Genomic DNA, 22,271 nt, shown 5'->3' on the forward strand with positions numbered 1-22,271 from the left:
ATGCTATGGCAGTTGTAAAAGCCCGAGATCAAGACATTAACTTATTGGCAAGGCTGCTTAGGGCTGAAGCAGAGGGAGAAGGAGAACAAGGCATGCTGATGGTTGGAAATGTAGGGATTAACCGAATTCGAGCTAACTGCTCCGACTTTAAGGGTCTTCGGACGATTCCGCAAATGATTTATCAGCCGCATGCATTTGAAGCTACACAACATGGTTATTTTTATCAAAAAGCAAGAAAAAGAGATGTGAGATTAGCGAAAAGATCTGTAGACGGTGAAAGGCTGTGGCCAGCCGAGTTCAGTCTGTGGTACTTCAGACCTGAGGGCGATTGTCCGGATGAATGGTACAACCAGCCTTTGGTAGCCAGGTACAAAGCGCATTGTTTTTATCAGCCAACCTCTGAAACCTGCGATAATATTTATAATACGTTTTGATAATGGGGCCGAGAGGCTCCTTTTTTTGTCTTCATTTTTTATCGTTTAATTTAACTTCAGAGGGGGAAAGATACTTGAAAAAGTTGTGAGGTGAAGCTGGTGGAGGAATTAACGTCAAGTAAGAAAGTGACAATTATGATTGCTTTAATGGCGGCGATGTTTTTTGCAGCTATTAATCAAACCATTGTAGGTACTGCGATGCCGCGGATTATAGCGATTCTGGGGGGGATAGAGTATTATACCTGGGTTATTACGATTTACATGCTCACCTCTACAATTGCTACTGTGCTTGTCGGCAAGCTGTCGGATATTTATGGGCGTAAGCCGTTTTTGTTAACGGGTATCGTGTTTTTCATTATCGGCGCTTTTCTTTCCGGTACAGCATCAACGATTTTTCATCTGATTACTTATCGGGGGATTCAGGGTATTGGTGGCGGTATACTGATGTCAGCAACAGTAACGGCTGTAGGTGATTTGTTCGCTCCCCGAGAACGAGCCAAATGGACAGGTGTCATGATGGCGATTTTTGGCTTTTCCAGTGTACTGGGTCCTACACTCGGCGGCTTTATGATCGATCATATGGCTTGGAAGTGGGTATTCTGGATTTTTCTCCCGCTCGGCTTGGTAGCTTTCGTGATGATTTGGTTCATGTTTCCCAAAACGGCCCGAGTTGCAACCGAATCAATCGATTACATGGGTTCGATATTTTTGTCTTTGACGATAGTTGCCTTGCTGCTCGGATTTTCGTGGGCAGGTTCCAAATATGCCTGGAGTTCCCCGCAAATCCTCGGTCTTCTTTCAGCGGCCGTCATTTGTTTGGTCATTTTGCTATTGATTGAACGAAAAGCCAAAAGTCCGGTCATGCCGCTCGGGCTGTTCAAAAACTCCATCGTGACGATTTCCAATAGCATAGGTTTCCTTATGAATGCAGGTATGATGGGTGCCATGATTTACTTACCTTTTTTCGTGCAGGGAGTTAAAGGGGTATCGCCGACAAATTCCGGTTTTGTCAATATGCCCATGTCTATAAGTATGATCGTGCTTAGCACCTTATCTGGGCGATGGATATCCAAATCCGGCAAATATAAGCGATATGCGATCATAGGTATGCCTTTCCTGGTTGCGGGTATGGTGATGATGGCATTCATGAACAGCATTACAATGGCGGTGTTCAGTATGCTCATATTCGGTATAGGGTTAGGCATATCGATGCCGGTGTTTACCTTGACCGTGCAGAACGCTGTTTCCCCAGCAGATCTCGGTGTGGCGACAGCGACAGCTACATTGTTCCGAAATTTGGGTGGAACCATTGGTATTGCGGTGATGGGTACGGTCATGAACACCACATTAACGAGTAAATTGAAGGCTGCGATGACATCGGGCCAAGGAGTTGATTTAACCAAGCTGGATCCTGCAGTAGCTTCGCAGCTATCCGGTTTCCTGAATCCACAGATGCTGCTGGATCAACCCAAGCTCAAGGAGCTGCACAATACATTACCGGCTGATGTGCAGCCTCTGTTTACACAAATGATAGCTATGCTGCGATCCGTACTCAGTGACTCGTTGACCGTTGTATTTCTGTTCGGTACTGCCTTGTTGGTCCTGGCTTTCATTCTGGTTCTGTTCCTGAAGGAAATTCCATTACGGACATCCAATGAAGTGAAAAAAGAGCAGCCTGAAGAGGAAGAGGTACGGACAAGTAAAGGCAAAAAAGAGCCTGCTCTTCACTAGGAGCTGCTCATTAGGAGTAATTTTCACAAAATGGTTACAAATTCCGAGCATAGCGCGTTTTTTTTCCATATTGCTCTGGCATTGCTTTTCTTGCACGTGCTTTTTGGTTAATATGTATAGGCAATGAATTTTTCTAAGTAAGAAAGGAACTGATTCGTTTGAACAAGAAGTCCCTTAAACTGACAACATTTTGCATTATATTTTCTGCTATCTTGACCATCCCTATACAATCCGTGGCAGCCGCTGATACGAATACGAGCATAAAACAATTTTATAGCAGCTCCAAATCGGGCAAAGTTATAGATTTTGTTGGCGATAGCACCACGGAAACCGCCCCGGCGATGTACAAGCGTATTGCCGAGCAATATGCGGTAACAGGTGGCGCGCTGCATGGGACAACGATTCTTAATCGCGGCACCAACGGTAATACATTGCATAACTTCGTGAATGACAAAGCGGCCAACGATAATTCGCTAAGTAAGGTGATCATAGATAACGCCGATTTATATATCATTTCTTATGGGATTAATGACATACGCCGAAGCTCCACTACCGGAGCCACCAGTCCTACGCAAATTAAAGCGGATCTCAAAACAGCTATAGATCGGCTATTAGCCGAAACCAAAGGCAGCATTTTGCTTCGGACACCAAATACCTTGTTATCTAAAAATCCTGCCGATGCGATATTGGTATCGCCGATAGAAAACGCTCAGCTCTACTCTGATCAATTATGGGAGATTTATAACAGCTTTAAAGGGTACAACGATCGTGTCGATGTTCTGGATATCCCCAGTATGATTTTTGGCAGAAAAGCTGTGCCGCAGCACCTGCTCATGTTCGATATCCTGCATCCTAATGATGCTGGCTATCAAGCGATTGCTGATGCAATTGTTGACAGAATTACGGGTGGAATGGCTGCAGGGGAATGGCATTACATGGCGTATGACCCGAAAACATTTACTATTGAGTTAAGACAAACGACTCCCTTTTATGATGATTGGCAGCCATTTAACCGTGAGCCTGTTTCCTATCTGGAACCGCAAAATTTAACCGTACTGAAGGAAAAGATTGACGAAGAGAATGCCGGGTGGACGTGGTATCAAATCCAAACCTGGCTCGGACTTAAATGGGTTCATGCGGTCCGACCGATCGCTCGTTATAGCGAATGGATCAATAATATCCATCAACCCAACAAACAAGCAACCGTGACGGTGACGAATCGAACCTTATTGTACAATGATGCCTATACGGATACAAGTAACGGTTACTCGATTAATCCGCAAACCGTGGAGGTGCTTGATGTAGGTAATTATATGTACAAAATTAAGACCTGGTATGGGGATTTGTGGATTCCGGCCAATGCAACGACTTCTCCCCTGGATAACCATTATGGTAAACTTGCCGGCTCAGAAGATAATAAGCTTAGGTCTGTAGACCAAATGATTCACCTCACTGTGACTACGGCCTTGTCCGAATTACCGACAACATTGGCAGCTAGAAGCCTCGGCGCACTGTCACCCCAAATCGTGCGAGCTTTTGAAAAAAAAGGGGATTGGTATCATATACATACAAGCTGGACAGGCGATGCTTGGCTGTATTATCCCAATGCCACTAATAAATCAACCTAAAAGTCAATCAGGAGGAGCCTCTCCCATTAGTTTAAAGAGGCTGCCTCGATTTTTTGCCGATCACCTTCATCAAGGCATGTTTCATGGCGATCCCTGATCGATTCCAGGAATGCTTGCGCATGTCCTTTCGACCTTGCTGTCCTTTCTGGCGGCAAATGGCGGGATGCTGATATGCATATCTCATTTGTTTCTTTAAATGCCTCAGGCTGGGTTCTGCCCATAGCTGCCCACGCTGAGCGAACAAATAGCCAAAGCTTGGCGATATCGATTTTTTCATACTTCGTGCCGGTGGCTGCAGCTTATAGTTAATCAGCAACGAATTTCTGTTGTTCAGAAAGTCCATTTGTCCACCCCAGCGTGTAGCAATCACGGGTACTCCGCTGGATAATGCCTCAAGGAACGGCAGACCGACACCTTCCCCACGTGTAGGAAGTACAAATGCATGACCTGAGGCATACAGAGCTTTCAGCTTTTGTGGACTTGTATGGCTGGTAATGAGATGTACGGGTGCTGTTCGGCCGCATTTGCATTTTTTCTTGAAGGCCTGAATGCGTCTTTGAATGGATCGACCCGAGGCCTGCGAACCAACTCCATTAGTTTTGATCACTAGAGCAACCCGGTCCTTGGGAGAGAATTCTTCCCAATAGGCTCTTAGTAAGGTCTCCGGATTTTTACGATGCTGGAATGTAAACACGGAAACAAATACGAAGGTCCCTTTCTTTACAGACAGGGGCAGCTTTCTGTTGCCAGGCTTAAAAGTTTGGGTATTCACGCCATGGGGCACGATAAATACGGGAACCTTTACACCGCTTGTTCTCATCGCAGTCTTATTCTGGGTAGAAGGTACAAAGACCGCATCAAATCGATTTATGTTCGGATGCCAATTACGAGGGATTCGAGTTGTCTCCCAGACGGTATTGAGCACGATATAACGATACTGTTTACGAGCTTGTTTCGTGTTCAGCGTGTGCGGTAGCCCATGATAAATTAGAATCTTCGTTTTTTTACGTGCTATCGGCTTTGTAGCCAAAGCCTTAAGGGTTCCATGTTTGCCCTTCGTATATAGGAGAGGTTTGCTACGGTTTGTTGCCAATTTTACATCTACACCTTGTCGATACAAAGCAAGGGCATACTCCCGACTGGCGGTACCGATTCCTGTTGCTTTCAGTACAGGACCGTTCCATATGACTTGATAATTTTTCATGGTTAACCTTCCTTTTGGAAAATAATCTCCTATAATTTCGCAACCCTTAAATACTTGCGATATCGTATGCTTACCGGGTAGCTTTGGTTAAAGGCTAGCCGAATTTATAGTTTTCTCATCGTTTTTTCATCTTCATCATTTATAGTAGCCCTCATTCACTGTTCATTATTCGTATAAAAAGGAGAGGGCTGTTATGAATGTTACTCAGTGGGATTATCAAATTTTTCAAATGATTAATGGCTGGTCTGGGAAGTATATGTACTGGAATCCGCTGATGAGGTTGTTGTCGGAGGATGCGGAGTATTTATTTTATGTGGGTGTCATTGTGTATTGGTTCTCCAGGATGCGTCAAAGCAGGAAAATGGTGTTTGAGTCGCTATTTGCCGCAACTATCGCGATGGGGATAAGCGTTATCATAGGAGCATTTTATTACAGGGATCGGCCATTCATTACACATCATGTTATGCAAATGATCAATCATGCTGCGAACGGTTCTTTCCCGAGTGATCACGCAATTGGGGCTTTTGTGATCGCAACCTCAATATTCCTGTTCCGAAAAAAAGAAGGTTATTTGTGGCTATTGATCGCAGGTCTAATCGCTTTTTCACGTGTATGGAATGGTGTTCATTATCCGCTTGATGTGATCGCCGGTGCATTCATTGGAGTTCTTACTTCCATATGTGTTCATCAACTGTTCTTGCGATCGTCGTATGCTTACAAATGGTTGGGAAACGGGATCGATTATTATGAAAAATGGGAGCATAAAATCAGAGTCAAATCCTAAACGCTTCAAAACCACTAGCTTAAGATCAGCAATAGGGGGTACATATGAATATTAAGCAGCAGCTTGCGCGTGCTTTTATTTTAAGTATTTGTTTTGCAGTATGCTTTGGCCTGATTGCTTTATTGATCCATGATCGTCGATTGGATGCTTTTGACCAAACCATTATTGGGTGGGTTCAAGCGCTGGAATCACCAGGGTTAACGCTTATAATGAAGGGTTTCACCACCATAGGTTCAGGTTTGGTCATAGCCATTTTGGTTCCTCTTGTTGCGGTATTTTTATATTTTGTGCTGGGGCATCGAAGGGAGCTATACTTTTTTATCGGTGTCATTATTGGCTCAACCTTATTAAATGAGGTTTTGAAAATCATTTTTCATCGGGCGCGGCCGACGATTCATCGTATTATTGATGCAGCCGGTTACAGCTTCCCAAGTGGACATTCGATGGCGGCGTTTACATTGTATGGTGTCATTGCTTTTCTTTTATGGAGACATGTATCGGGTGCATTTAATCGCAGTATTTTGATCCTATTCAGCATCCTGATGATTGTAATGATCGGCATCAGCCGCATTTATTTAGGTGTGCATTATCCAAGCGATGTACTGGGCGGATACATGGCCAGCGGCACCTGGCTTACGGCTGCCAGTTGGTTTTTTCATAAGTATGGGTATGGCACAGCTGCCCAAAAAGCTCAAACTCAGTACTGATCCATACCCAAATGCAGCCCACCTCCGAAGAGATTGAGCTGCATGCAGGACCCTATATTAAGAGGTTAAATCTTACAAAACGCGTCGTGCCGTCTTGTAATGAGAGCTCCACCAGCCGGAATTGAGGTCAGAAATGGTAACACCGGGACCTCCATACGTGTGTAAGAGCTTACCATTCCCTATATAGATAGCTACATGATGAATGGGCGAGTAGAAGAACACGAGATCACCCGGCTGCAGCTGATTCCGGGAGACATAGCTGCCAACGGCAGATTGCTGCCTGGATGAGCGTGGAAGCTGGATACCATATTGTTTAAATACATATTGTGTAAAGGAAGAGCAATCAAATACCCTCGTTGTACCCGTTGGCGCGCCATATTTATAAGGAACTCCCATTAATCGTTTTCCTGTAGCTATAATTTGACTGGCTTTACTGTAATTTACTGTTGTGGAGGACGCTGCCTGTGCGGAACCGTTTCCCATAAAGCTGCCTGCCCCTACGAGCACAGTAAGACTGAGTGCAACACTTGCTGTCAGTTTTCCAAAACGGTGATGTACGAACATATTGCTTCCTCCTCTGGGTCATGTTGTTAGTTAGTTAGGTGATCACCTGTGCCCACTATAGCACAGCGCAAAATACCTTTATTTACTAACAGAGACTTAGAGGCCGACTCAGTATGGTTTTAATTCACTTTATTAAAAAGCAATGAGAAAATTTTAATATAAACTATCTTTACGAACTGGTAGGATTATGGCATAGTTAGTTCTCATATTTTCACAAGGAAAGCTCATTTTGACAAAACATTTAACCGGAAGAAGGCAACCTGCCTATGGTGATCATGGATCGCAAAAGAATACTATTGATAGAAGATGAAAAGAATTTGTCTCGCTTTATCGAACTTGAACTGCAGCATGAAAGTTTTATGGTTAAGGTGGCTTATGATGGCAGAACCGGATTAGAGCTGGCACTTGGAGAAGTATGGGATGTGATTTTGCTGGACTTGATGCTTCCTGGCTTGAACGGAATTGAACTATGCAGACAAGTAAGAGCCGTCAAACATACGCCGATTATGATGCTGACTGCCAAGGACAGTGTTGTGGACCGGGTTGCCGGATTAGATAGTGGTGCAGATGATTATATTGCGAAGCCGTTTGCAATCGAGGAGTTATTGGCGCGAATTCGAGCTCTTATACGCAGGTCGGATCAATCGGAAGGACAACAGCACTCCATCCTGTTATATCGTGATATCCGTGTTGATCTGGACGCACGTACCGTTACCAAAAAAGAGCATCCCATTGAATTGACCAAACGGGAATTCGATCTTCTGGTTATGCTGCTTAAAAATTCCAATTTGGTCATGACCCGAGACATGCTGCTCGATAGAGTATGGGGATATGATTCTAGAGTGGAGACGAATGTAGTGGATGTATACATCAGATATATAAGAAACAAAATTGATAATCCCGATCAAGAAAGTTGCATTCAAACCATTCGGGGCATTGGGTATGTGATGCGATGATGACGCTGATAATTGCTAAATTAAACCGGCTGCCTATTAAGTGGAAACTGGTCTTGTGGTCTTCTCTCTTGCTATTTTTACTTTTCGCCGTCTATAACCTCGCTCAATATTGGGTGATCAATGAATGGATGAAAAAGCAGGAACTCGTTTCGATGCAAAAAAACATGGTAGAGCTTCAGGATTATTTTCAAGAGAAAAGGCTTGCGTTAGAACCCGGTAATGTAACGAATACCCAAAAATTTCTGGACAATTTTAATCAATCCAATCAAGTGATTCGTATTCTGGATGCTGCAGGCACACCCATCATTACAGCGGCAGATCATCTTGATAGTGAGTGGGTATCGCCGAAGAGTGTCGAACATATGGAAACGCTGAATATATGGCATTTGGAAGAACATCTTCTAGTGATGAGAAGCCCATTAGTTACACCTGATTTTAAAGGTACATTGGAAATATTCAACAATCTGGAGACGTTCGAGCAATTAAGCAAATTGACTTTATGGGTCATGCTCATAGGAGGAGCGGCAGCCGTCCTTCTCAGCGGTCTGGGAGGATTAGTTCTTGCAAGAAAGCTACTGCAGCCTGTTCAAATGCTGGCTGAAACCATCAAGAATGTCAAACAAAAAGGAATGCATGAAAGAGTAAGAAAAGTCGGTAATGAAGATGAACTATCTAATCTTGCCAGTTTATTCAATGAGCTTATGGACCAGCTTGAAGCATCCTTTCGGCAGCAAAAACAATTTGTTGAGGATGCATCCCATGAGTTAAAGACACCTATTTCCATTATTGAGGGACACTTGAGGTTATTAAATCGTTGGGGGAAGCAAGAACCCATGATTGTAGATGAATCTCTCACAGCTTCACTTCAGGAGGTAGAGCGTCTTAAGGGGATCGTCCAGGAATTGTTGCAGCTTACAAGGTCGGAGGTCTCTATACCTGAATCCGATTTGGAGATCTTTCATATGTATGAGGTTATAGCTGGCATAGTAAAAAGCTTTTCGGTGCTGCACCCTGATTTTGAATTTCGAACAGAACTGGAAGAGATCAAGTCGATCTCTATTCAAATGCTTCCTTTTCACCTTGAACAAACCATGCTCATATTGCTTGACAATGCAGTAAATTATTCACTCGAACCCCGTAACATTCTTCTTATCGGCACACAAAGAGGGAATGGGGTACAGCTGCAAGTTATTGATCAAGGCATAGGTATTCCTGAGAGTGACCTGCCTCATGTTTTTGACCGTTTTTACCGGGTAGACAAATCCAGAAATCGGGAGCAGGGAGGGACAGGACTGGGGCTTTCCATTGCCAAACGTATTGTCGAATCTTACGGGGGCGAAATTTCCATAAGTAGCAAGGAAAATCAAGGAACCACTGTTGCTATCTGGTTTCCCACAGCATAGGTAGACCCATTGAAGATCCATTCAAACAGAAAAAACTGCCGTAGGCAGTTTTATTTGGAAATATTAAACTTGTTGTTATCAAGGCTAATAGTTAAACCAAGCTGTTCAACAGCGTATTCCCACGTCATCGGGAAGTAGGTAACATCATTAAGTACAAGCAAAGGGTAGTCTTCGGATGCATTATCGATCCAAACATCGTTAACAAAAATATTAAAATCCGGCAATTTTGCATACAGCTTGGAATCGGGAACACCTGAATCAGCATTAAGCTTAGCAGCTTTATTGGAGGTTTTTCTAATCGCAAAACCAACTGATTCATCCCATTTGGTTTCCAAGCCAAGGGCTTGTGTGTAGTTCCAGGTCATCGGAAAGTAGGTAATATCTTTATACTCGAACACCGGATATTTGGATGTTGAGTTGGAGACCTGCTGCCCGTTTACAAGTATCGTATAGGAAGGCAGATTCACCTTTACAGTTCCTTTTGGAATAACCTCTTTAGGTGGAGTGGCAGCTGGAGCAGGGGTAGGGGCAGGCTTGGGAGCGCTTGATGATGAACCGCTGTTCGAAGAGCTGGAGCTGTTAGAGCTGCCGCCATTGTGATAGTGGTATTCGCCATATTTCAATCCCCACTTTTCACAGTTGGTTTTACAGGTGTGACCTCCATTGCTATCGGTTCTGCCTGGATGTGCTGCAGCGAATGAAGATAAGGACAAGCTAAGAATTAAGGTCGAAATGAGTATTTTTGTTGCTTTCATCATAAAATCCTCCTGATATAGTTCTATAGACTCATAAGAGTCTACCATATATAGGGTTAATAGACAATTGTTATTCATATAAAAAGGATCGTGCACTCAAACCGTGTGTATCACACACTACGATTTGAAGGAACGATCCCTTATGATGGGTCAATTTAGAATACCTTGGTTGTCCACGATTCGCAATTCCAGGTTTCCGTGACGACATCACGATAAAATTCCGGTTCGTGGGAAATCAGCAGGATACTGCCTTTGTAGGCCTTCAGAGCACGCTTCAGCTCGTCCTTGGCATCAACATCCAGGTGGTTCGTCGGCTCATCGAGCACGAGCAGATTGGTTTCGCGATTGATCAGCTTGCACAGGCGAACCTTCGCTTTTTCACCACCGCTGAGCACGACAATTTTGCTCTCGATATGTTTGGTTGTAAGTCCACACTTGGCCAGCGCTGCGCGAATTTCGAATTGGGAGTAGGAGGGGAATTCCTTCCACACCTCTTCGATACAAGTATTGTAGTTGGCATCCTTCATTTCCTGCTCGAAATAGCCAATGTTCAGATTTTCACCAAGCCTTACCGTTCCGGACAGAGCTTGAATCTCTCCCAGGATACTCCGCAGCAGTGTCGTTTTACCGATACCGTTGGCACCTACTAGTGCAATTTTTTGCCCCCGCTCCATACGAAGGTTGAGAGGTCTGGATAAAGGGCTGTCATAACCGATGATAAGATCCGTTGCTTCAAAAATCAGCTTGCCAGACGTTCTTGCGTCCTTGAAGTTAAATTGCGGCTTCGGTTTTTCCTTGGCAATTTCGATGATTTCCATCTTATCGAGCTTCTTTTGTCTGGACATCGCCATATTTCGCGTTGCGACACTAGCTTTGTTACGAGCGACAAAGTCCTTCAATTCAGCAATTTCCTGCTGCTGACGCTTATGTGCGGATTCAAGCTGCTGTTTCTTCATTTCGTGAACCTGCTGGAAATAGTCGTAATCGCCAACATAGCGGTTTAACTCTTGGTTTTCCATATGATAGATCAGGTTAATAACGCTGTTCAGGAACGGAATGTCATGTGAAATTAAAATAAATGCATTCTCATACTCCTGCAGATAGCGCTGCAACCAGATGATATGCTGCTCATCCAGGTAGTTTGTAGGCTCGTCCAGAAGCAGGATATCCGGCTTTTCAAGCAATAGCTTCGCGAGTAGAACCTTCGTGCGTTGTCCGCCGCTCAGGTCATTTACATCTTTATCCAGTCCAATATCCGTAAGCCCAAGTCCGCGAGCAGTTTCTTCGATTTTCGCATCAATCATGTAAAAATCTTGATTAGTCAATGTATCCTGAATCGTGCCTACATCCTCAAGCAGCTGTTCAAGCTCCTCTGGAGAAACATCGCCCATCCGGGCATACATGTCGTTCATTTCTTGTTCCATATCGAACAGGAATTGGAAAGCTCCCTTAAGGACATCCCGCATCGTAAGTCCTTTGCTGAGCACGGCATGCTGATCCAGATAACCAACTCGCATCCGCTTGGACCATTCGACCTTGCCATCATCCGGCTGAAGCTTTCCTGTAATAATATTCATGAAGGTGGACTTGCCTTCACCGTTAGCACCAATAAGTCCAATGTGTTCGCCTTTAAGCAGACGGAAGGATACATCCTTGAAGATGGCGCGATCTCCAAAACCATGACTTAGTTTTTCTACGTTTAATATGCTCATCATTGACACCTTTTCTTATAAACTTTGTTCTCACTTATTATAAGCTGTAAGGGAGGAATAACTCAATATGGGAAACAACAACTGTAGTCGGGGGGTTGCAGCTAAGGTACGGTTTATTTTATAATGAGTCTGTACAAGGAAGGGTGGTAGAGATGGCGAATAATTTTGCCAGCTTAAGTAGCAGCTCATGCAAAGCCTAATATTAGGGCGATACTTTGCATGGGTGACGGACCGATATTGTTAACATTGTCGCCCGAGAAGGCTTATATCGTTTCTAATAGTGGGCTTTGCAGCTTATTTTTTATTTTATATAAAATAAGGAGCTGAAAAGCAATGATGAAACCATTTATTAGAAACCATCAATATAACACGATTAAAAAGCAGACGGATCTGCTGCAGCGCGCCTGCAATACCGTTTCCGATCCGAAAGTGGTAGAAGCGGTAAGATATAGCGCAACTACGAAAATTATAGAAGCGTTCCCGGATCCAGAGGAGCTTCAGAAGCAAATCCTGGAGAAGATTTCGACACTAAAAACAACAGAACAATTCCAGCACTATTTACATTCCATGGAGCCGTATCTGGAGCCGTTTCAACAAGTGACGGAAACGCAGATGAAGAAGCTGTTTCCCAAAAGCAAAAAACTGAAGGTACCAGACTTAGCTGCTATCGATTACCGCCATGTCACTTATCTTGGATGGACCGACATTGCGACGAATAAATTGTTTATGGTTTACCATTTAAATGGTAAGCTCATCGGGATCGAAGGCAAATATACCCCGATGAATAAAAAAAGCAATTGTTTTTTATGCAATCGGCATGAAGAGGTTGCGTTATTTTCAGCCATCTCGAAGTGGAAGCCAGCTAACGCTTCGCCTGATTATTATAGAGCAGTCGGCAACTATCTATGTGTGAATAGTGACGCCTGCAACAACAACATCACGGATGTGACCACATTGGAAAAGCTTATTTATGACATTGTGGGGCATTCACGTCTTGAATCATAAACATTTGGAGCCCGCGGCAATGGTGGGCTCTTTTTTTTTTGAAATGATATATTTCCATAAAAAAGAATATGTGGTAGAATAAAAATGGGAACAAATGTTCCTGTTTGTCTGAATCGGATATACTCTACACAGAGATAGACGGAGGGAAGGTGCTGAATAGATGACGGAACGGTATTCAGAAATAGATGAGGTGATAGCCTACATCCACCAACGTATCGATGAACCGCTTTCTCTGTCTCAATTGGCTTCGTATCTTGCCTATAGTCCATACCATTTTACTCGAATTTTTAAAGAAAGAATTGGTTTGTCCCCGTTATATTATGTATCTTCGCTTCGTTTGCAAAAAGCTAAAGATTTGTTGCTGCACACGAATTGGAGTGTTCGAGATATAGGATTAGAGATCGGGCAACAAAGTCTGGGAACTTTTACAACTCGATTTACCGAACGAGTAGGGATGACGCCAACCGATTTTCGTAACTCGACGCTGGAAGCGGGCAGCCAATTCCGTTCCTTACATAATCTTAAAGATTTGCGTAGTACCCTACACTCTACCATGAATCAATACGGAACCATCAAAGGGAATGTCCAATCGACGATACCTTTTGATGGTGTTATTCTGATCGGTTTATTTGCCAAGCCAATTCCGGAGGGACTACCTATTCATGGAACGCTGCTATTTTCTTTAGGTGAATTCTGTTTTACAGGTGTACAACCCGGTACCTATTATTTGATGGCGACATCGGTATCCTGGGGGATGAAGGCAACCGATATTTTGCTCCCGCAAACTACTCTGCGTACTCGATCCAGAGAGCCCATCGTGGTCCAGCCTTACGCGGCTGTTCCCTATCAGGAGGTTACCCTTCATGTTCCCCGCCTGGACGATCCTCCCATTCTGATTTCGCTACCCTTGCTGATGAATAATTTCCTCACTCGGACTTTCGAGCATAGTATTCGATAAGTCCATAGCCACAGTGGTGCAGAATGAAATGACATCGATATGGAAACGATAATCAATGGTTAACCATATACAATACAAAAACCAACAGTTGTGAGCTGCCAGCTTGGAAAAATTGTACACAGCTACCGTAAAAGCAGCAGGTGGTATACCTCATTCTGAACCCTATTCATGTGGATGGATGCCTCGCAGTTACATTATTTGTTCACCACGATATATTGTCTATCCTGCCATTCGAATTCTTCTCCCAGCTCAAATGTATTCAAATCCAATACAAGATCCAGCTTGCTATTCCGCGGCCCCTCAAATCTCTCCATTCCATGTGCCCAACATGCATAGAGTTCTGCGTGTTCACCAGATACCAGATTGTGATCCAGATAGGCGAAAAGCTCTGTCAAACATTTTTTACCCAAGAGAAAAGCTTGAGGTGAGATTTCCTTAATTCGGCCGCTAATTTGAAACGAGCCTCCATCGTGATCGACTTGATAAACGAACGGATTCCGAAAATGCTTTGAGGTATCCTGATACGTAAGAGGACCACTGATATAAAGACCTGCTGCATCCTCCTCTGTTTCATATACCTCTGTATTTTGTTCATAGAGATGAGACAGATCGAATACAGAGGTCAACGAATTTTCATCGGGCGGATGCAGCTTTAAAGCGTCTTTCAACTTCATCATGGTTTTCTTTTTACCAAATGAACCTGTCGGAAGCTCCTTATCTGTGGCGATATAGTAGAAGAGAGTCATAGGCGAGCCTCCTTAAAGCTATTTTCGATGATATTGTGTTAAAATGGAAAATTAAGTACTCATTATAGCTTAATTTCGGAGATTCTGCATAAAAAACCGTTACGTCATGGTTTAAAAAGGGAACAGAGCTTTAAATAATAGCGAGTGGAGACTTGTTAAATCCATGGCATGATAGATAGCAAGCAGCGGGATATGTTTTGTTTTTTCTGAGGGGGATTTGAATATGGGGAACCGGACATTTTTAAGTGTGACCAATATAGACACCGTAGTCGTGGAGTATGAACATGTTGCTTTTGAAACTAATAATTTTTTGGCTCCCTTGTGGTTTTGTCTCGTCAGTCAAGAGCAGTATGGGCGTTATCGTGAGCAGCTCTTAGCCAGCTGGAGTTTGGTTCAACCTCACTTGGAAGACGAGGAGCTGGAGGATTTACCTGAATGGTCAGCATTCTCGGAGGCACTGGTTTGGCATATCCCATGGGTAGAAGCATCCATGCAAATGCGTGAGAGTCTGCCAGTTACTCTTGCTCGGTACCCTGCGCTTAGTCCCTATATGTCGGACTGGCTGGAAACGTTATACAGTCATGTGCAAGTGCATCCATCTCCTGTCCTTCACCTGGAGCTTTCCCAGTATTTTAGCTTTTCTGGTGATCCAATCCCTTACCTGGCTAATATCGAGGAATTCCTTGGAGGGTGGTGGCAGCCTGATGAATCATCGTTTGATTACCTTGATCACATCACGAATTCATATCTATTGGGTGGTGAGCATCACCTTTATAGAGTAAGAGCCGATAGTCTCGAACAGTCAACGGAACCGGATATTAAAGTGGATACATCTAAAGTACCCATATCTGCGGTTAAGAAGCCTATATCCAAGCGGCTCGAAAACCTGTATACGTGGTTGCTTGCCTTACTGTCAGCAGCACTTGGTTTAGGCGCTTACCTCTGGACCTCAAGCTCATGGCTAGCTGTATTCGCTTTTTTAGTTCCGTCCTTATGTATTATTATCTGGGAACTGCGTCGTCGACCCAAGAAAGCTGCAAAGGGTAAGCACGATCATACTTTTCCTTCATCCACACCAAGAGCGATAGCTTACTATAACCACATCTCGCCAATTAAACTTCAAGGAGTACAGGCCGTAGATTTGGATAACAATCATTTGGTTACTGTCCCATGGCAGTATATTATGCTTGCACAAGTAAGTTCATTCGGACATATTGAGATCAAGCTCGATGCGAAAGCTGAGTCCTTGTACCCGTCGCAGCTTAATATCGTCCTTGAGCATGGATTAGAAGCGGACTATGTCGTATCAGCTATTCATTCAATCTCGCAGCTGTGGCGTCTTGATCGGAACGGAGATGGCTACAGCTGATCACCTAAGGTGTGAGCTTGTTTATCCAGCTGTCGTGCAGCTTGGCCGATGCCTGTAAATTCATCAACAGCCTGCTGCGTAAGACGTTGACTTTCTGTGATTAAGGTTTGGGAACGTTTCGTACCTTTGACGATTTCTGCAACCTGAGTGGTAATGCCTTCCAGATTGGAGTTCACTTCCTTAGTTGCTTCCTCTGCTTGTTTAGCTAATTTGCGCACCTCGCTTGCCACCACGTCAAAGCCGCGCCCATGTTCTCCAGCGTGTGCGGCTTCGATAGCCGCGTTCAAGGCTAACAGATTAGTTTGTGAAGCAATATCACGAATAGTCCTTATGATCCCGCGAACAGAGTCGGCCTTGTTCTCCAATAGCTGGAGCACTTGCATATTATCATGGGTTTCCTTAACGACCAGCTCAATGGCAGTTGCAATTTGATGGCTGCTAGAAATACCCTCCTCTGCGCGCTTCAACAAATCGTGGGCCATCTGTTGTAAATCGTGTGTTACTTGGATAGTCGTGGTTTCACGTGCAGTGATGTCCGTTGCGACTTTAATTACGGCTATCACTTGACCTTCTGTATCATATACAGGGCTATATGTTGCTTCGAGCCATAATAATCGTTGTTTTTTTGTAACGCGCAATATTTTTTCCTGAAAGGGACGACCGCTTTTTAGATCATTCCACAGTTTTTGATATTCCGGGCTGTTGACAAATTCAGCTGTGCAAAACTGACGGTGACTCAACCCTGGCATTTCCGCTGCCTCATATTCCATAGCCTTCGCGAAATTATCATTTACCCATAATACTTTCCCGTGGATATCGAATTCGATCATGGCCAATGACTGTTCAATGGCTGAAAGGACGGCATTCTCATCAAGTACTTGGTTGCTTGTATTTGTATCATGTCTTGCATTAATCATGGACTGCTCCTGCTCCCTCTTGGATAAATTATTTTTGTATAGAATATGTATAGAGTATATAGATTCATGTTATGAACTATACATAATCTATACATAAGTTACAAGACATATGTACAATATTTATGAATGTATACCGTAAATAGTCTCGCATTGTTCATATTGTATAATTTATGTATAATTAAATTGAGGTGGCTAAGAAAATGTATAGCATTAAAAAAGTATCTGAAATGCTAAGTATCCCTGCAGTGACCATTCGTGCATGGGAAACCAGATACCAGATTGTAGCGCCCATTCGTGGTGCTGGAGGACATCGTTTATATAGCGATACCGATATTAACACACTTAAATGGATAAAAATTCAAATGGAGGAAAACAAGGTGAAGGTCAGCGAAGCGGTGTGGCTGCTGAAGCAAGGGCCTATTGAGGAACAATCCATCGAAGAAACGATTGAGAAATTTGCAATGACGCAATTCCGTAAACCTTACGAAGATCTCATGGATAAGCTGTACGAGCAACTAGTTGATCTTAATACGTTCCAGTCACACGAAACGATAGATTTAGCATTTGCTTTATATCATTATGACGAAGTATTCCATCACATATTGGTTCCTGTACTGTATCGAATGGGAGAAGAATGGGAGAGAGGTGACATCACAGCTGCGCAGGAGCATTTTTCTACTCAACTGATTATGCAAAGGTTTACCCAGTTTTTTAGAATTCTGCCTATTTATTCTTACCTCCCGAAAGTGATAGCTTTGTGCCCTGAGGGTGAGCATCATCACATGGGATTAATGCTTTTTAGCTTATTTATGCGAAAAAAAGGAATGGAGGTCATTTATTTAGGCCCTAACACACCATTAAACGATTTGTATCAATTGATTGAAATGAAGCAAATATCGGTGGTGGCTGTTTCAGTTACCGATCCTGAACTACTTGAAACATTGGAGAATTGGATCGAGGAGTGTCAAGAACAATACCCGGAATTAATATTTGTGCTAGGTGGAACAGGGTTTCAACATTGCTCATCCCGGATATCCTCATATGTTCAGCCTGACGATCAGAAGCAATGGGAACAATGGTATAAAACGGAAATAGAGATTGCAATTTAAGCTCATGCCCATACATGATTTTGTAAAATGAATCCATACTATGTGTGGCTGAACTAAGAGGAAATTCAAAATAATAGGGGGAAAATCAGGTTTTTATGGCGAGTTTATTATAAGTAAGTGATTGGTGCAATGGAGTCAAGTGTTATAACCATAACGAGAGGATTGAGTAAATGAATAATTCCGTTTCTTTCCCTGATCTTTCGTCCAGGCCATATCGTTTGACTGCGGAACGTCTTATGATTGCTTCGGCTGATGTCTTGTATCGAGCTTGGACAGAGCAGTTTGATCAATGGTTTGCGGCTCCAGGATCGGTAATTATGAAGAGTGAGGTCAATACCGTCTTCTTTTTTGAAACCAGCTACAAAGCTGAGACGGGCAAAGAGGCACAACGCCATCCACATTACGGCCGATTCCTGAGGCTTGAGCCTGATTGTCTCGTTGAATTAACATGGGTTACCGGAGCAGGAGGAACACTTGGAGCTGAGACCGTTGTCACCGTAGAGCTTACACCCCAAGACACAGGTACGTTATTGCGGCTTACGCATGCAGGGTTTCAGGATGAGGCTTCCAGGGATGGGCACGAGCAGGCATGGCCTTTTGTCCTGGACCAGCTCGATCAACGGATGACAACAGGTTCATAAACAATGCTTTTTATGGTCGTTATTTAGAGGGACAGCCTACTACAGCATTGTGGACGGGATTTCCCTTGATAATAACCGGGTGTACTTGCAACCGGTTATTTCTTTATGTGGACGTAGATTGGAATATGAATGTATTCATAAACGGTTTAAAAATTTGGATGTTATATTAATCGGCTGGTATACCCCGGGAGTCAGCATCCCGTTATAATAAATTTGAAAGCGTTTTTATTTCGGAACTGACCATGAGACGAAGGTGCAGCAGAGCTAATTCCTAACAAACCGCCAAACAATTCAACAACATGGTCAAAACCATCAAGGACCTGATAGATAAAAAATATAAGCTGGAGATTCGACAAAAGGAATCGGAGCTTGAGAATATTACAAAGTCAGATGGACCCGCATTTTCTGTACAACACACTCGATAGGTCCGTTGGACAGCCAGATTGGAGAAGGCGACTGAAACCAGCCAACTCATTGAGACCTTGTCACGATTTTTCTGAATGGGCTTGAGCAGTGAGAAACGGTATACGACCTTGGCCAGCGAACTGGATTTTGTAAGGGCTTACCTCAATCTGCAGCAGAAGCGAATGGGCGCAGCAAGCTGCAATTCAGTCTCATGCGTAAGGCTAAGAGTACCTCTATGGATGAATGAACAGGAGGCGGGAACATGACGATCAGAATGCTAATTGTAGATGACGAGCCTATTATTTGCCAAGGACTGAGACATACCCTTCCATGGGAATCCATCGGTGTTGAAGTGGTCGGAGAAGCTTATGATGGATGGGAGGCCCTTCAATTCGTATCCCGGGAGTCGGTTGATTTGGTGCTGACGGATATTCATATGGATGGTATGGACGGACTTGAATTGGCTAAGAAATTAAAAGAGCGGATGCCGCATATTCGTATTATCATTATTAGCGGCTATGAAGATTTTGAGTATGCGCGCAGTGCGCTTCGGCTTGGAATTGAAGATTATTTGCTTAAGCCGGTAAATATTGATGAGCTTTTGACCATGGTCAAAAGAATTAATATGGAGATCACCAAAGAAGCGGAGCAGGGGCATAAGAATGAGCATGAACGTCGATTGAAATGGCTGACTCAGCTCATTCAAGGGGAAGGGATCGTACAAAAGGAAACGATATTTCCGACATTTACATCAACGGATATTCATTCCTTCAGGTTTATTGCAAGTCAGCTTGAGGATTATGCAGGATGGGTTGATCATTCTTCGGAGGAGCTTCAGCATTCCGTACGGAGCGAATGGGAGAAGGCCGTTGCTACTGCTTTAAAGGGCATCAATCAGGAGGTCATATCATTCTTTCATCATCCCAACCTGCTGCTATCCTTATGTGTAGGGCCACGCGGGGTCGATAGCAGGGAATTAGCGACAGCTTTGACCGATACACAGGATTTGATGTCGGAATTCCCACGCCTGCAATACGGCATCTCGCCCGTATATTCCTCATTGGATCACGTATACCCCAGCTATATGCAAGCTGTATCTGTTTTGCAGCAAAGTGTTCTTTCGGATTTTAACAAGGTACAGTTCTATGAGCAGGAACAGACATTGAGAAAATGCCTGCTTCCCTTTGCCCCATTCGAGCTGGAGAAGCAGCTGGTGCATGTGCTTTTTTACGGAAGCTTCGAGGAATTGGATGACATTATCAGAGGGATGATGCAGGAGTTTCGCGAGAAAGGTTATCTGCTGAAGGAAATTTTGCAGGCGATTAAGGAATTGAGTATTATTCTCCATCGCAAGCTGCACAGCAATGGGATCGATTTATCTCAGCATACCGATTATTTTAATACTTATGAAATCGACCTGCAGGTGCATAACTCCAGTCGAGCTATGGAAACCATACTCCGCCGCGAGCTTCGGGCGTTGTCCTCAATTATTCATTCATCTCTTGAAGGAAAGCATCACTGGATTACCGAACGGGTCAAAAAATTTATCGAATCGCGGCACACCACAGATTTGAAGGCTTCGGAGGTAGCGGCATGGCTCAAAATCACACCCAATTATTTTAGTATCATCTTCAAACAAAATTTTGGCAAAGGCTTTGCCGAATACTTGAACGAAGTGCGGATTGATCATGCCAAAGCTAGCTTGGTCAGTACGGAGGAACGGGTGTTTGAGATCGCAGAGAATGTCGGGTATCGTGAATATAAATATTTTTGCTCGATATTCAAATCGTACACAGGGATTACACCTACTCAATACCGCAAGCTAGCGCAAACCACATCTGACTCCATGAGGCAATTCGTTTGAGAACGGTTACATTTGCTTTTAACCTATCAGTATATTGAAAGAGTAGGCCATGAACGTATGGGCCTACTCTTAGCTATGCATATAAGATTATGTAAATCAGATAAGGATGCCTGCAGGATTCATGAAAAAATTCATTCGCAAACGAACGTTTAAATGTAATTAAGCCCGCTAGTATGAGGAAGCGGTATGGTAGACCAGCCTGGCAAAAGCGGCTTGTGAGGTGATAATGGATCGAACAGCAGTGAAACCAGCTCGGCAGGATTGACTTCGATGCTTGTATCTCCGGCCTTCACCTTGTAGCTGCCTTCCTCCAGAGAGGTAATCGCAAACGCATGCTTGTGATTCTTGTCAGCAACCGGGAAAGCCTGCTCAAGAACCCGCTGCGCATTTACGATATATACAGTTCCGTTGTTCGCCTTCGTTTCGTAAGGTACAGCAGCTTCCTGCAGCAGTCCTAACAATTGTTGCTCGTGCCAGCTTACAGGAATTTTCAGCTGCTCGAGATTCAATCGCTCAACAGCTTCGGCCAACAGGGAACCAACGTGAGCGGCTGGACCGGCCCATTCAATCGCTGTAGGTGGTTTGCTATCCGCCGAACGACCTGGGGCAGCAACCACAGCAAATGAATCGATGCTGCCGGTTCCATGAGCGGCAACTAAGGTTTGATGCTCCAATTTCATACAGCTGGCATAGGCTTCCGCATCTATCATCCTGCCAAGATCGGTAACGCTTTGCTCATACGCGACTTCACGAGCGGAAGCTGCCGCATGCAGAGCGAACGAATCTGCAGCCTGGAACGGGCGCAGTTGGAGTGGGCTGTCTCCAGCTTGTAAAGCTGACGCTGCGGCTTTAAGCCGAGCGGCTCCTTCCGCATCCAGCGTGAAGTGCTCTGTAAGACCAAATGGATAACAGTGTACGCGTGTATAGAGCGAACGGTCACCAGAAATGAAGAGTAGAGAGGCGCCGGCTTCTTCAGCATGCTGCTTGCAGCGATCCAGCATTTGGCCAGCAATGCCTTGTCCACGATAGTCCGGGTGTGTGCACACTGCCCCCATCGAAAATACGTTAAGTCTTGCCTCGCCAATATGAATCACAAACGGAACAAGTCCCATGAAGGAAACGAGTCGGCCGTCAACAAAAGCTCCGTAGGAATGACTTAATCCTGGTGCAAACAGAAACGGAAAGCTTGTGCCCATCGAGCTTTGTCCTGGTTTACGAAATACTTCGTCTGCCAATTGGACGGCTTGCTGCAGTTCATCGTTTTTTACTAATCGAATGTCCATTCCCTATTCACTCCAGATCATCTTATAATATGGCGCTTGAACCCCAAACCAAAAGCAGCTCCTGCGAAAATAGTATCATAAACAATACGGAAATCA

The 22,271-nt window shown here is 44.0% G+C and carries 21 protein-coding genes and 1 pseudogene; 14 read left to right on the plus strand and 8 right to left on the minus strand.

Translation table 11 applies throughout. The annotated features are described in order from the left end of the window. The first annotated feature begins 5 nt into the window (after window positions 1-5). From LRL21_RS20835 to LRL21_RS20845, 3 genes are all read left to right on the plus strand, one after another. A complete protein-coding gene (locus LRL21_RS20835; protein ID WP_240417717.1) occupies window positions 6-434 on the plus strand; it encodes a cell wall hydrolase in 429 nt (142 codons plus the stop codon). A 99-nt stretch (window positions 435-533) separates the two neighbouring features. Continuing rightward, on the plus strand, window positions 534-2,165 hold the full coding sequence (locus LRL21_RS20840; RefSeq protein WP_420832469.1) for an MDR family MFS transporter: 1,632 nt from the start codon (window positions 534-536) through the stop codon (window positions 2,163-2,165). Window positions 2,166-2,377: 212 nt separating this feature from the next. Continuing rightward, a complete protein-coding gene (locus tag LRL21_RS20845) occupies window positions 2,378-3,793 on the plus strand; it encodes an SGNH/GDSL hydrolase family protein (RefSeq protein ID WP_240417718.1) in 1,416 nt (471 codons plus the stop codon). Between the two features lie 31 nt (window positions 3,794-3,824). Here LRL21_RS20845 and LRL21_RS20850 read toward each other — a convergent pair whose 3' ends face one another. Next, window positions 3,825-4,997, minus strand: coding sequence for a glycosyltransferase (locus LRL21_RS20850; protein ID WP_240417719.1), 1,173 nt, complete (start codon window positions 4,995-4,997; stop codon window positions 3,825-3,827). Between the two features lie 193 nt (window positions 4,998-5,190). On the opposite strand from LRL21_RS20850, the gene LRL21_RS20855 reads away from it, so the two are divergent. Both LRL21_RS20855 and LRL21_RS20860 read left to right on the plus strand, forming a co-directional pair. Beyond that, window positions 5,191-5,781: an undecaprenyl-diphosphatase gene (locus LRL21_RS20855; protein WP_240417720.1), complete on the plus strand. Its 591-nt coding sequence runs from the start codon at window positions 5,191-5,193 to the stop codon at window positions 5,779-5,781. A 44-nt stretch (window positions 5,782-5,825) separates the two neighbouring features. Beyond that, complete coding sequence (locus tag LRL21_RS20860) at window positions 5,826-6,488, plus strand: phosphatase PAP2 family protein (RefSeq protein WP_240417721.1); 663 nt, start codon at window positions 5,826-5,828, stop codon at window positions 6,486-6,488. Between the two features lie 72 nt (window positions 6,489-6,560). On the opposite strand, the gene LRL21_RS20865 is transcribed toward LRL21_RS20860, so the two are convergent. Continuing rightward, entirely contained in the window at window positions 6,561-7,052 is a 492-nt protein-coding gene (locus LRL21_RS20865; RefSeq protein WP_240417722.1) for a C40 family peptidase, read from the minus strand. 275 nt (window positions 7,053-7,327) lie between these two features. Between LRL21_RS20865 and LRL21_RS20870 the strand changes: the two genes are divergently transcribed. Together LRL21_RS20870 and LRL21_RS20875 are read left to right on the plus strand one after the other, a co-directional pair. Next, window positions 7,328-8,008 carry a response regulator transcription factor gene (locus tag LRL21_RS20870; protein WP_240417723.1) on the plus strand — a complete coding sequence of 227 codons (681 nt, stop codon included), beginning with the start codon at window positions 7,328-7,330 and terminating at the stop codon, window positions 8,006-8,008. 68 nt (window positions 8,009-8,076) lie between these two features. Continuing rightward, a complete protein-coding gene (locus LRL21_RS20875; RefSeq protein ID WP_240417724.1) occupies window positions 8,077-9,411 on the plus strand; it encodes a HAMP domain-containing histidine kinase in 1,335 nt (444 codons plus the stop codon). Between the two features lie 50 nt (window positions 9,412-9,461). Here the strand turns inward: LRL21_RS20875 and LRL21_RS20880 are convergent, their stop codons facing one another. Together LRL21_RS20880 and LRL21_RS20885 are read right to left on the minus strand one after the other, a co-directional pair. Next, window positions 9,462-10,169, minus strand: a complete 708-nt coding sequence (locus tag LRL21_RS20880; RefSeq protein WP_420832470.1) for a YHYH domain-containing protein — start codon at window positions 10,167-10,169, stop codon at window positions 9,462-9,464. A gap of 152 nt (window positions 10,170-10,321) precedes the next feature. Beyond that, the gene (locus tag LRL21_RS20885) at window positions 10,322-11,878 is read right to left on the minus strand and encodes an ABC-F family ATP-binding cassette domain-containing protein (RefSeq protein WP_240417898.1); all 1,557 of its coding nucleotides are present in this window, start codon (window positions 11,876-11,878) and stop codon (window positions 10,322-10,324) included. A gap of 333 nt (window positions 11,879-12,211) precedes the next feature. On the opposite strand from LRL21_RS20885, the gene LRL21_RS20890 reads away from it, so the two are divergent. Beyond that, window positions 12,212-12,883: a FusB/FusC family EF-G-binding protein gene (locus LRL21_RS20890; RefSeq protein ID WP_240417725.1), complete on the plus strand. Its 672-nt coding sequence runs from the start codon at window positions 12,212-12,214 to the stop codon at window positions 12,881-12,883. Window positions 12,884-13,043: 160 nt separating this feature from the next. Further along, window positions 13,044-13,841: a helix-turn-helix domain-containing protein gene (locus tag LRL21_RS20895; RefSeq protein WP_240417726.1), complete on the plus strand. Its 798-nt coding sequence runs from the start codon at window positions 13,044-13,046 to the stop codon at window positions 13,839-13,841. A gap of 194 nt (window positions 13,842-14,035) precedes the next feature. Here the strand turns inward: LRL21_RS20895 and LRL21_RS20900 are convergent, their stop codons facing one another. After that, a complete protein-coding gene (locus tag LRL21_RS20900) occupies window positions 14,036-14,587 on the minus strand; it encodes a hypothetical protein (protein ID WP_240417727.1) in 552 nt (183 codons plus the stop codon). A 223-nt stretch (window positions 14,588-14,810) separates the two neighbouring features. Between LRL21_RS20900 and LRL21_RS20905 the strand changes: the two genes are divergently transcribed. After that, on the plus strand, window positions 14,811-15,956 hold the full coding sequence (locus tag LRL21_RS20905) for a hypothetical protein (RefSeq protein ID WP_240417728.1): 1,146 nt from the start codon (window positions 14,811-14,813) through the stop codon (window positions 15,954-15,956). Here the strand turns inward: LRL21_RS20905 and LRL21_RS46815 are convergent. After that, window positions 15,947-16,438, minus strand: a complete 492-nt coding sequence (locus LRL21_RS46815; RefSeq protein ID WP_420832476.1) for a methyl-accepting chemotaxis protein — start codon at window positions 16,436-16,438, stop codon at window positions 15,947-15,949. The two genes, LRL21_RS20905 and LRL21_RS46815, sit on opposite strands and share 10 nt — an antisense overlap. Before the next feature lie 42 nt (window positions 16,439-16,480). Next, a pseudogene (locus LRL21_RS46820) lies at window positions 16,481-16,873 on the minus strand (PAS domain-containing protein); the annotation flags it as partial. A gap of 200 nt (window positions 16,874-17,073) precedes the next feature. On the opposite strand from LRL21_RS46820, the gene LRL21_RS20920 reads away from it, so the two are divergent. The 4 genes from LRL21_RS20920 (at window position 17,074) to LRL21_RS20935 (ending at window position 20,892) form a co-directional block, all read left to right on the plus strand. Beyond that, window positions 17,074-17,982, plus strand: coding sequence for a MerR family transcriptional regulator (locus tag LRL21_RS20920; RefSeq protein ID WP_240417729.1), 909 nt, complete (start codon window positions 17,074-17,076; stop codon window positions 17,980-17,982). 170 nt (window positions 17,983-18,152) lie between these two features. Next, window positions 18,153-18,623, plus strand: a complete 471-nt coding sequence (locus tag LRL21_RS20925; RefSeq protein WP_240417730.1) for an SRPBCC family protein — start codon at window positions 18,153-18,155, stop codon at window positions 18,621-18,623. 390 nt (window positions 18,624-19,013) lie between these two features. Next, the gene (locus tag LRL21_RS20930) at window positions 19,014-19,133 is read left to right on the plus strand and encodes a histidine kinase (RefSeq protein ID WP_240417900.1); all 120 of its coding nucleotides are present in this window, start codon (window positions 19,014-19,016) and stop codon (window positions 19,131-19,133) included. 157 nt (window positions 19,134-19,290) lie between these two features. Continuing rightward, a complete protein-coding gene (locus LRL21_RS20935; RefSeq protein ID WP_240417731.1) occupies window positions 19,291-20,892 on the plus strand; it encodes a response regulator in 1,602 nt (533 codons plus the stop codon). A 149-nt stretch (window positions 20,893-21,041) separates the two neighbouring features. Here LRL21_RS20935 and LRL21_RS20940 read toward each other — a convergent pair whose 3' ends face one another. Next, the gene (locus tag LRL21_RS20940; protein WP_240417732.1) at window positions 21,042-22,175 is read right to left on the minus strand and encodes a GNAT family N-acetyltransferase; all 1,134 of its coding nucleotides are present in this window, start codon (window positions 22,173-22,175) and stop codon (window positions 21,042-21,044) included. Between the last annotated feature and the right edge of the window lie 96 nt (window positions 22,176-22,271).

The organism is Paenibacillus periandrae, assembly GCF_022458865.1.
GTDB classification, from domain to species: domain Bacteria; phylum Bacillota; class Bacilli; order Paenibacillales; family NBRC-103111; genus Paenibacillus_S; species Paenibacillus_S periandrae.

Bases quoted from the DNA above. Each gene is read 5' to 3' on its own strand.
- LRL21_RS20850 (WP_240417719.1), bottom strand. From the start codon at position 4,997: ATGAAAAATTATCAAGTCATATGGAACGGTCCTGTACTGAAAGCAACA.
- LRL21_RS20900 (WP_240417727.1), bottom strand. From the start codon at position 14,587: ATGACTCTCTTCTACTATATCGCCACAGATAAGGAGCTTCCGACAGGT.
- LRL21_RS20870 (WP_240417723.1), top strand. From the start codon at position 7,328: ATGGATCGCAAAAGAATACTATTGATAGAAGATGAAAAGAATTTGTCT.
- LRL21_RS20930 (WP_240417900.1), top strand. From the start codon at position 19,014: ATGGACCCGCATTTTCTGTACAACACACTCGATAGGTCCGTTGGACAG.
- LRL21_RS20905 (WP_240417728.1), top strand. From the start codon at position 14,811: ATGGGGAACCGGACATTTTTAAGTGTGACCAATATAGACACCGTAGTC.
- LRL21_RS20855 (WP_240417720.1), top strand. From the start codon at position 5,191: ATGAATGTTACTCAGTGGGATTATCAAATTTTTCAAATGATTAATGGC.
- LRL21_RS20895 (WP_240417726.1), top strand. From the start codon at position 13,044: ATGACGGAACGGTATTCAGAAATAGATGAGGTGATAGCCTACATCCAC.
- LRL21_RS20920 (WP_240417729.1), top strand. From the start codon at position 17,074: ATGTATAGCATTAAAAAAGTATCTGAAATGCTAAGTATCCCTGCAGTG.
- LRL21_RS20835 (WP_240417717.1), top strand. From the start codon at position 6: ATGGCAGTTGTAAAAGCCCGAGATCAAGACATTAACTTATTGGCAAGG.
- LRL21_RS20885 (WP_240417898.1), bottom strand. From the start codon at position 11,878: ATGAGCATATTAAACGTAGAAAAACTAAGTCATGGTTTTGGAGATCGC.
- LRL21_RS20935 (WP_240417731.1), top strand. From the start codon at position 19,291: ATGACGATCAGAATGCTAATTGTAGATGACGAGCCTATTATTTGCCAA.
- LRL21_RS20940 (WP_240417732.1), bottom strand. From the start codon at position 22,175: ATGGACATTCGATTAGTAAAAAACGATGAACTGCAGCAAGCCGTCCAA.
- LRL21_RS20860 (WP_240417721.1), top strand. From the start codon at position 5,826: ATGAATATTAAGCAGCAGCTTGCGCGTGCTTTTATTTTAAGTATTTGT.
- LRL21_RS20890 (WP_240417725.1), top strand. From the start codon at position 12,212: ATGATGAAACCATTTATTAGAAACCATCAATATAACACGATTAAAAAG.
- LRL21_RS46815 (WP_420832476.1), bottom strand. From the start codon at position 16,438: ATGGCCCACGATTTGTTGAAGCGCGCAGAGGAGGGTATTTCTAGCAGC.
- LRL21_RS20925 (WP_240417730.1), top strand. From the start codon at position 18,153: ATGAATAATTCCGTTTCTTTCCCTGATCTTTCGTCCAGGCCATATCGT.
- LRL21_RS20865 (WP_240417722.1), bottom strand. From the start codon at position 7,052: ATGTTCGTACATCACCGTTTTGGAAAACTGACAGCAAGTGTTGCACTC.
- LRL21_RS20880 (WP_420832470.1), bottom strand. From the start codon at position 10,169: ATGATGAAAGCAACAAAAATACTCATTTCGACCTTAATTCTTAGCTTG.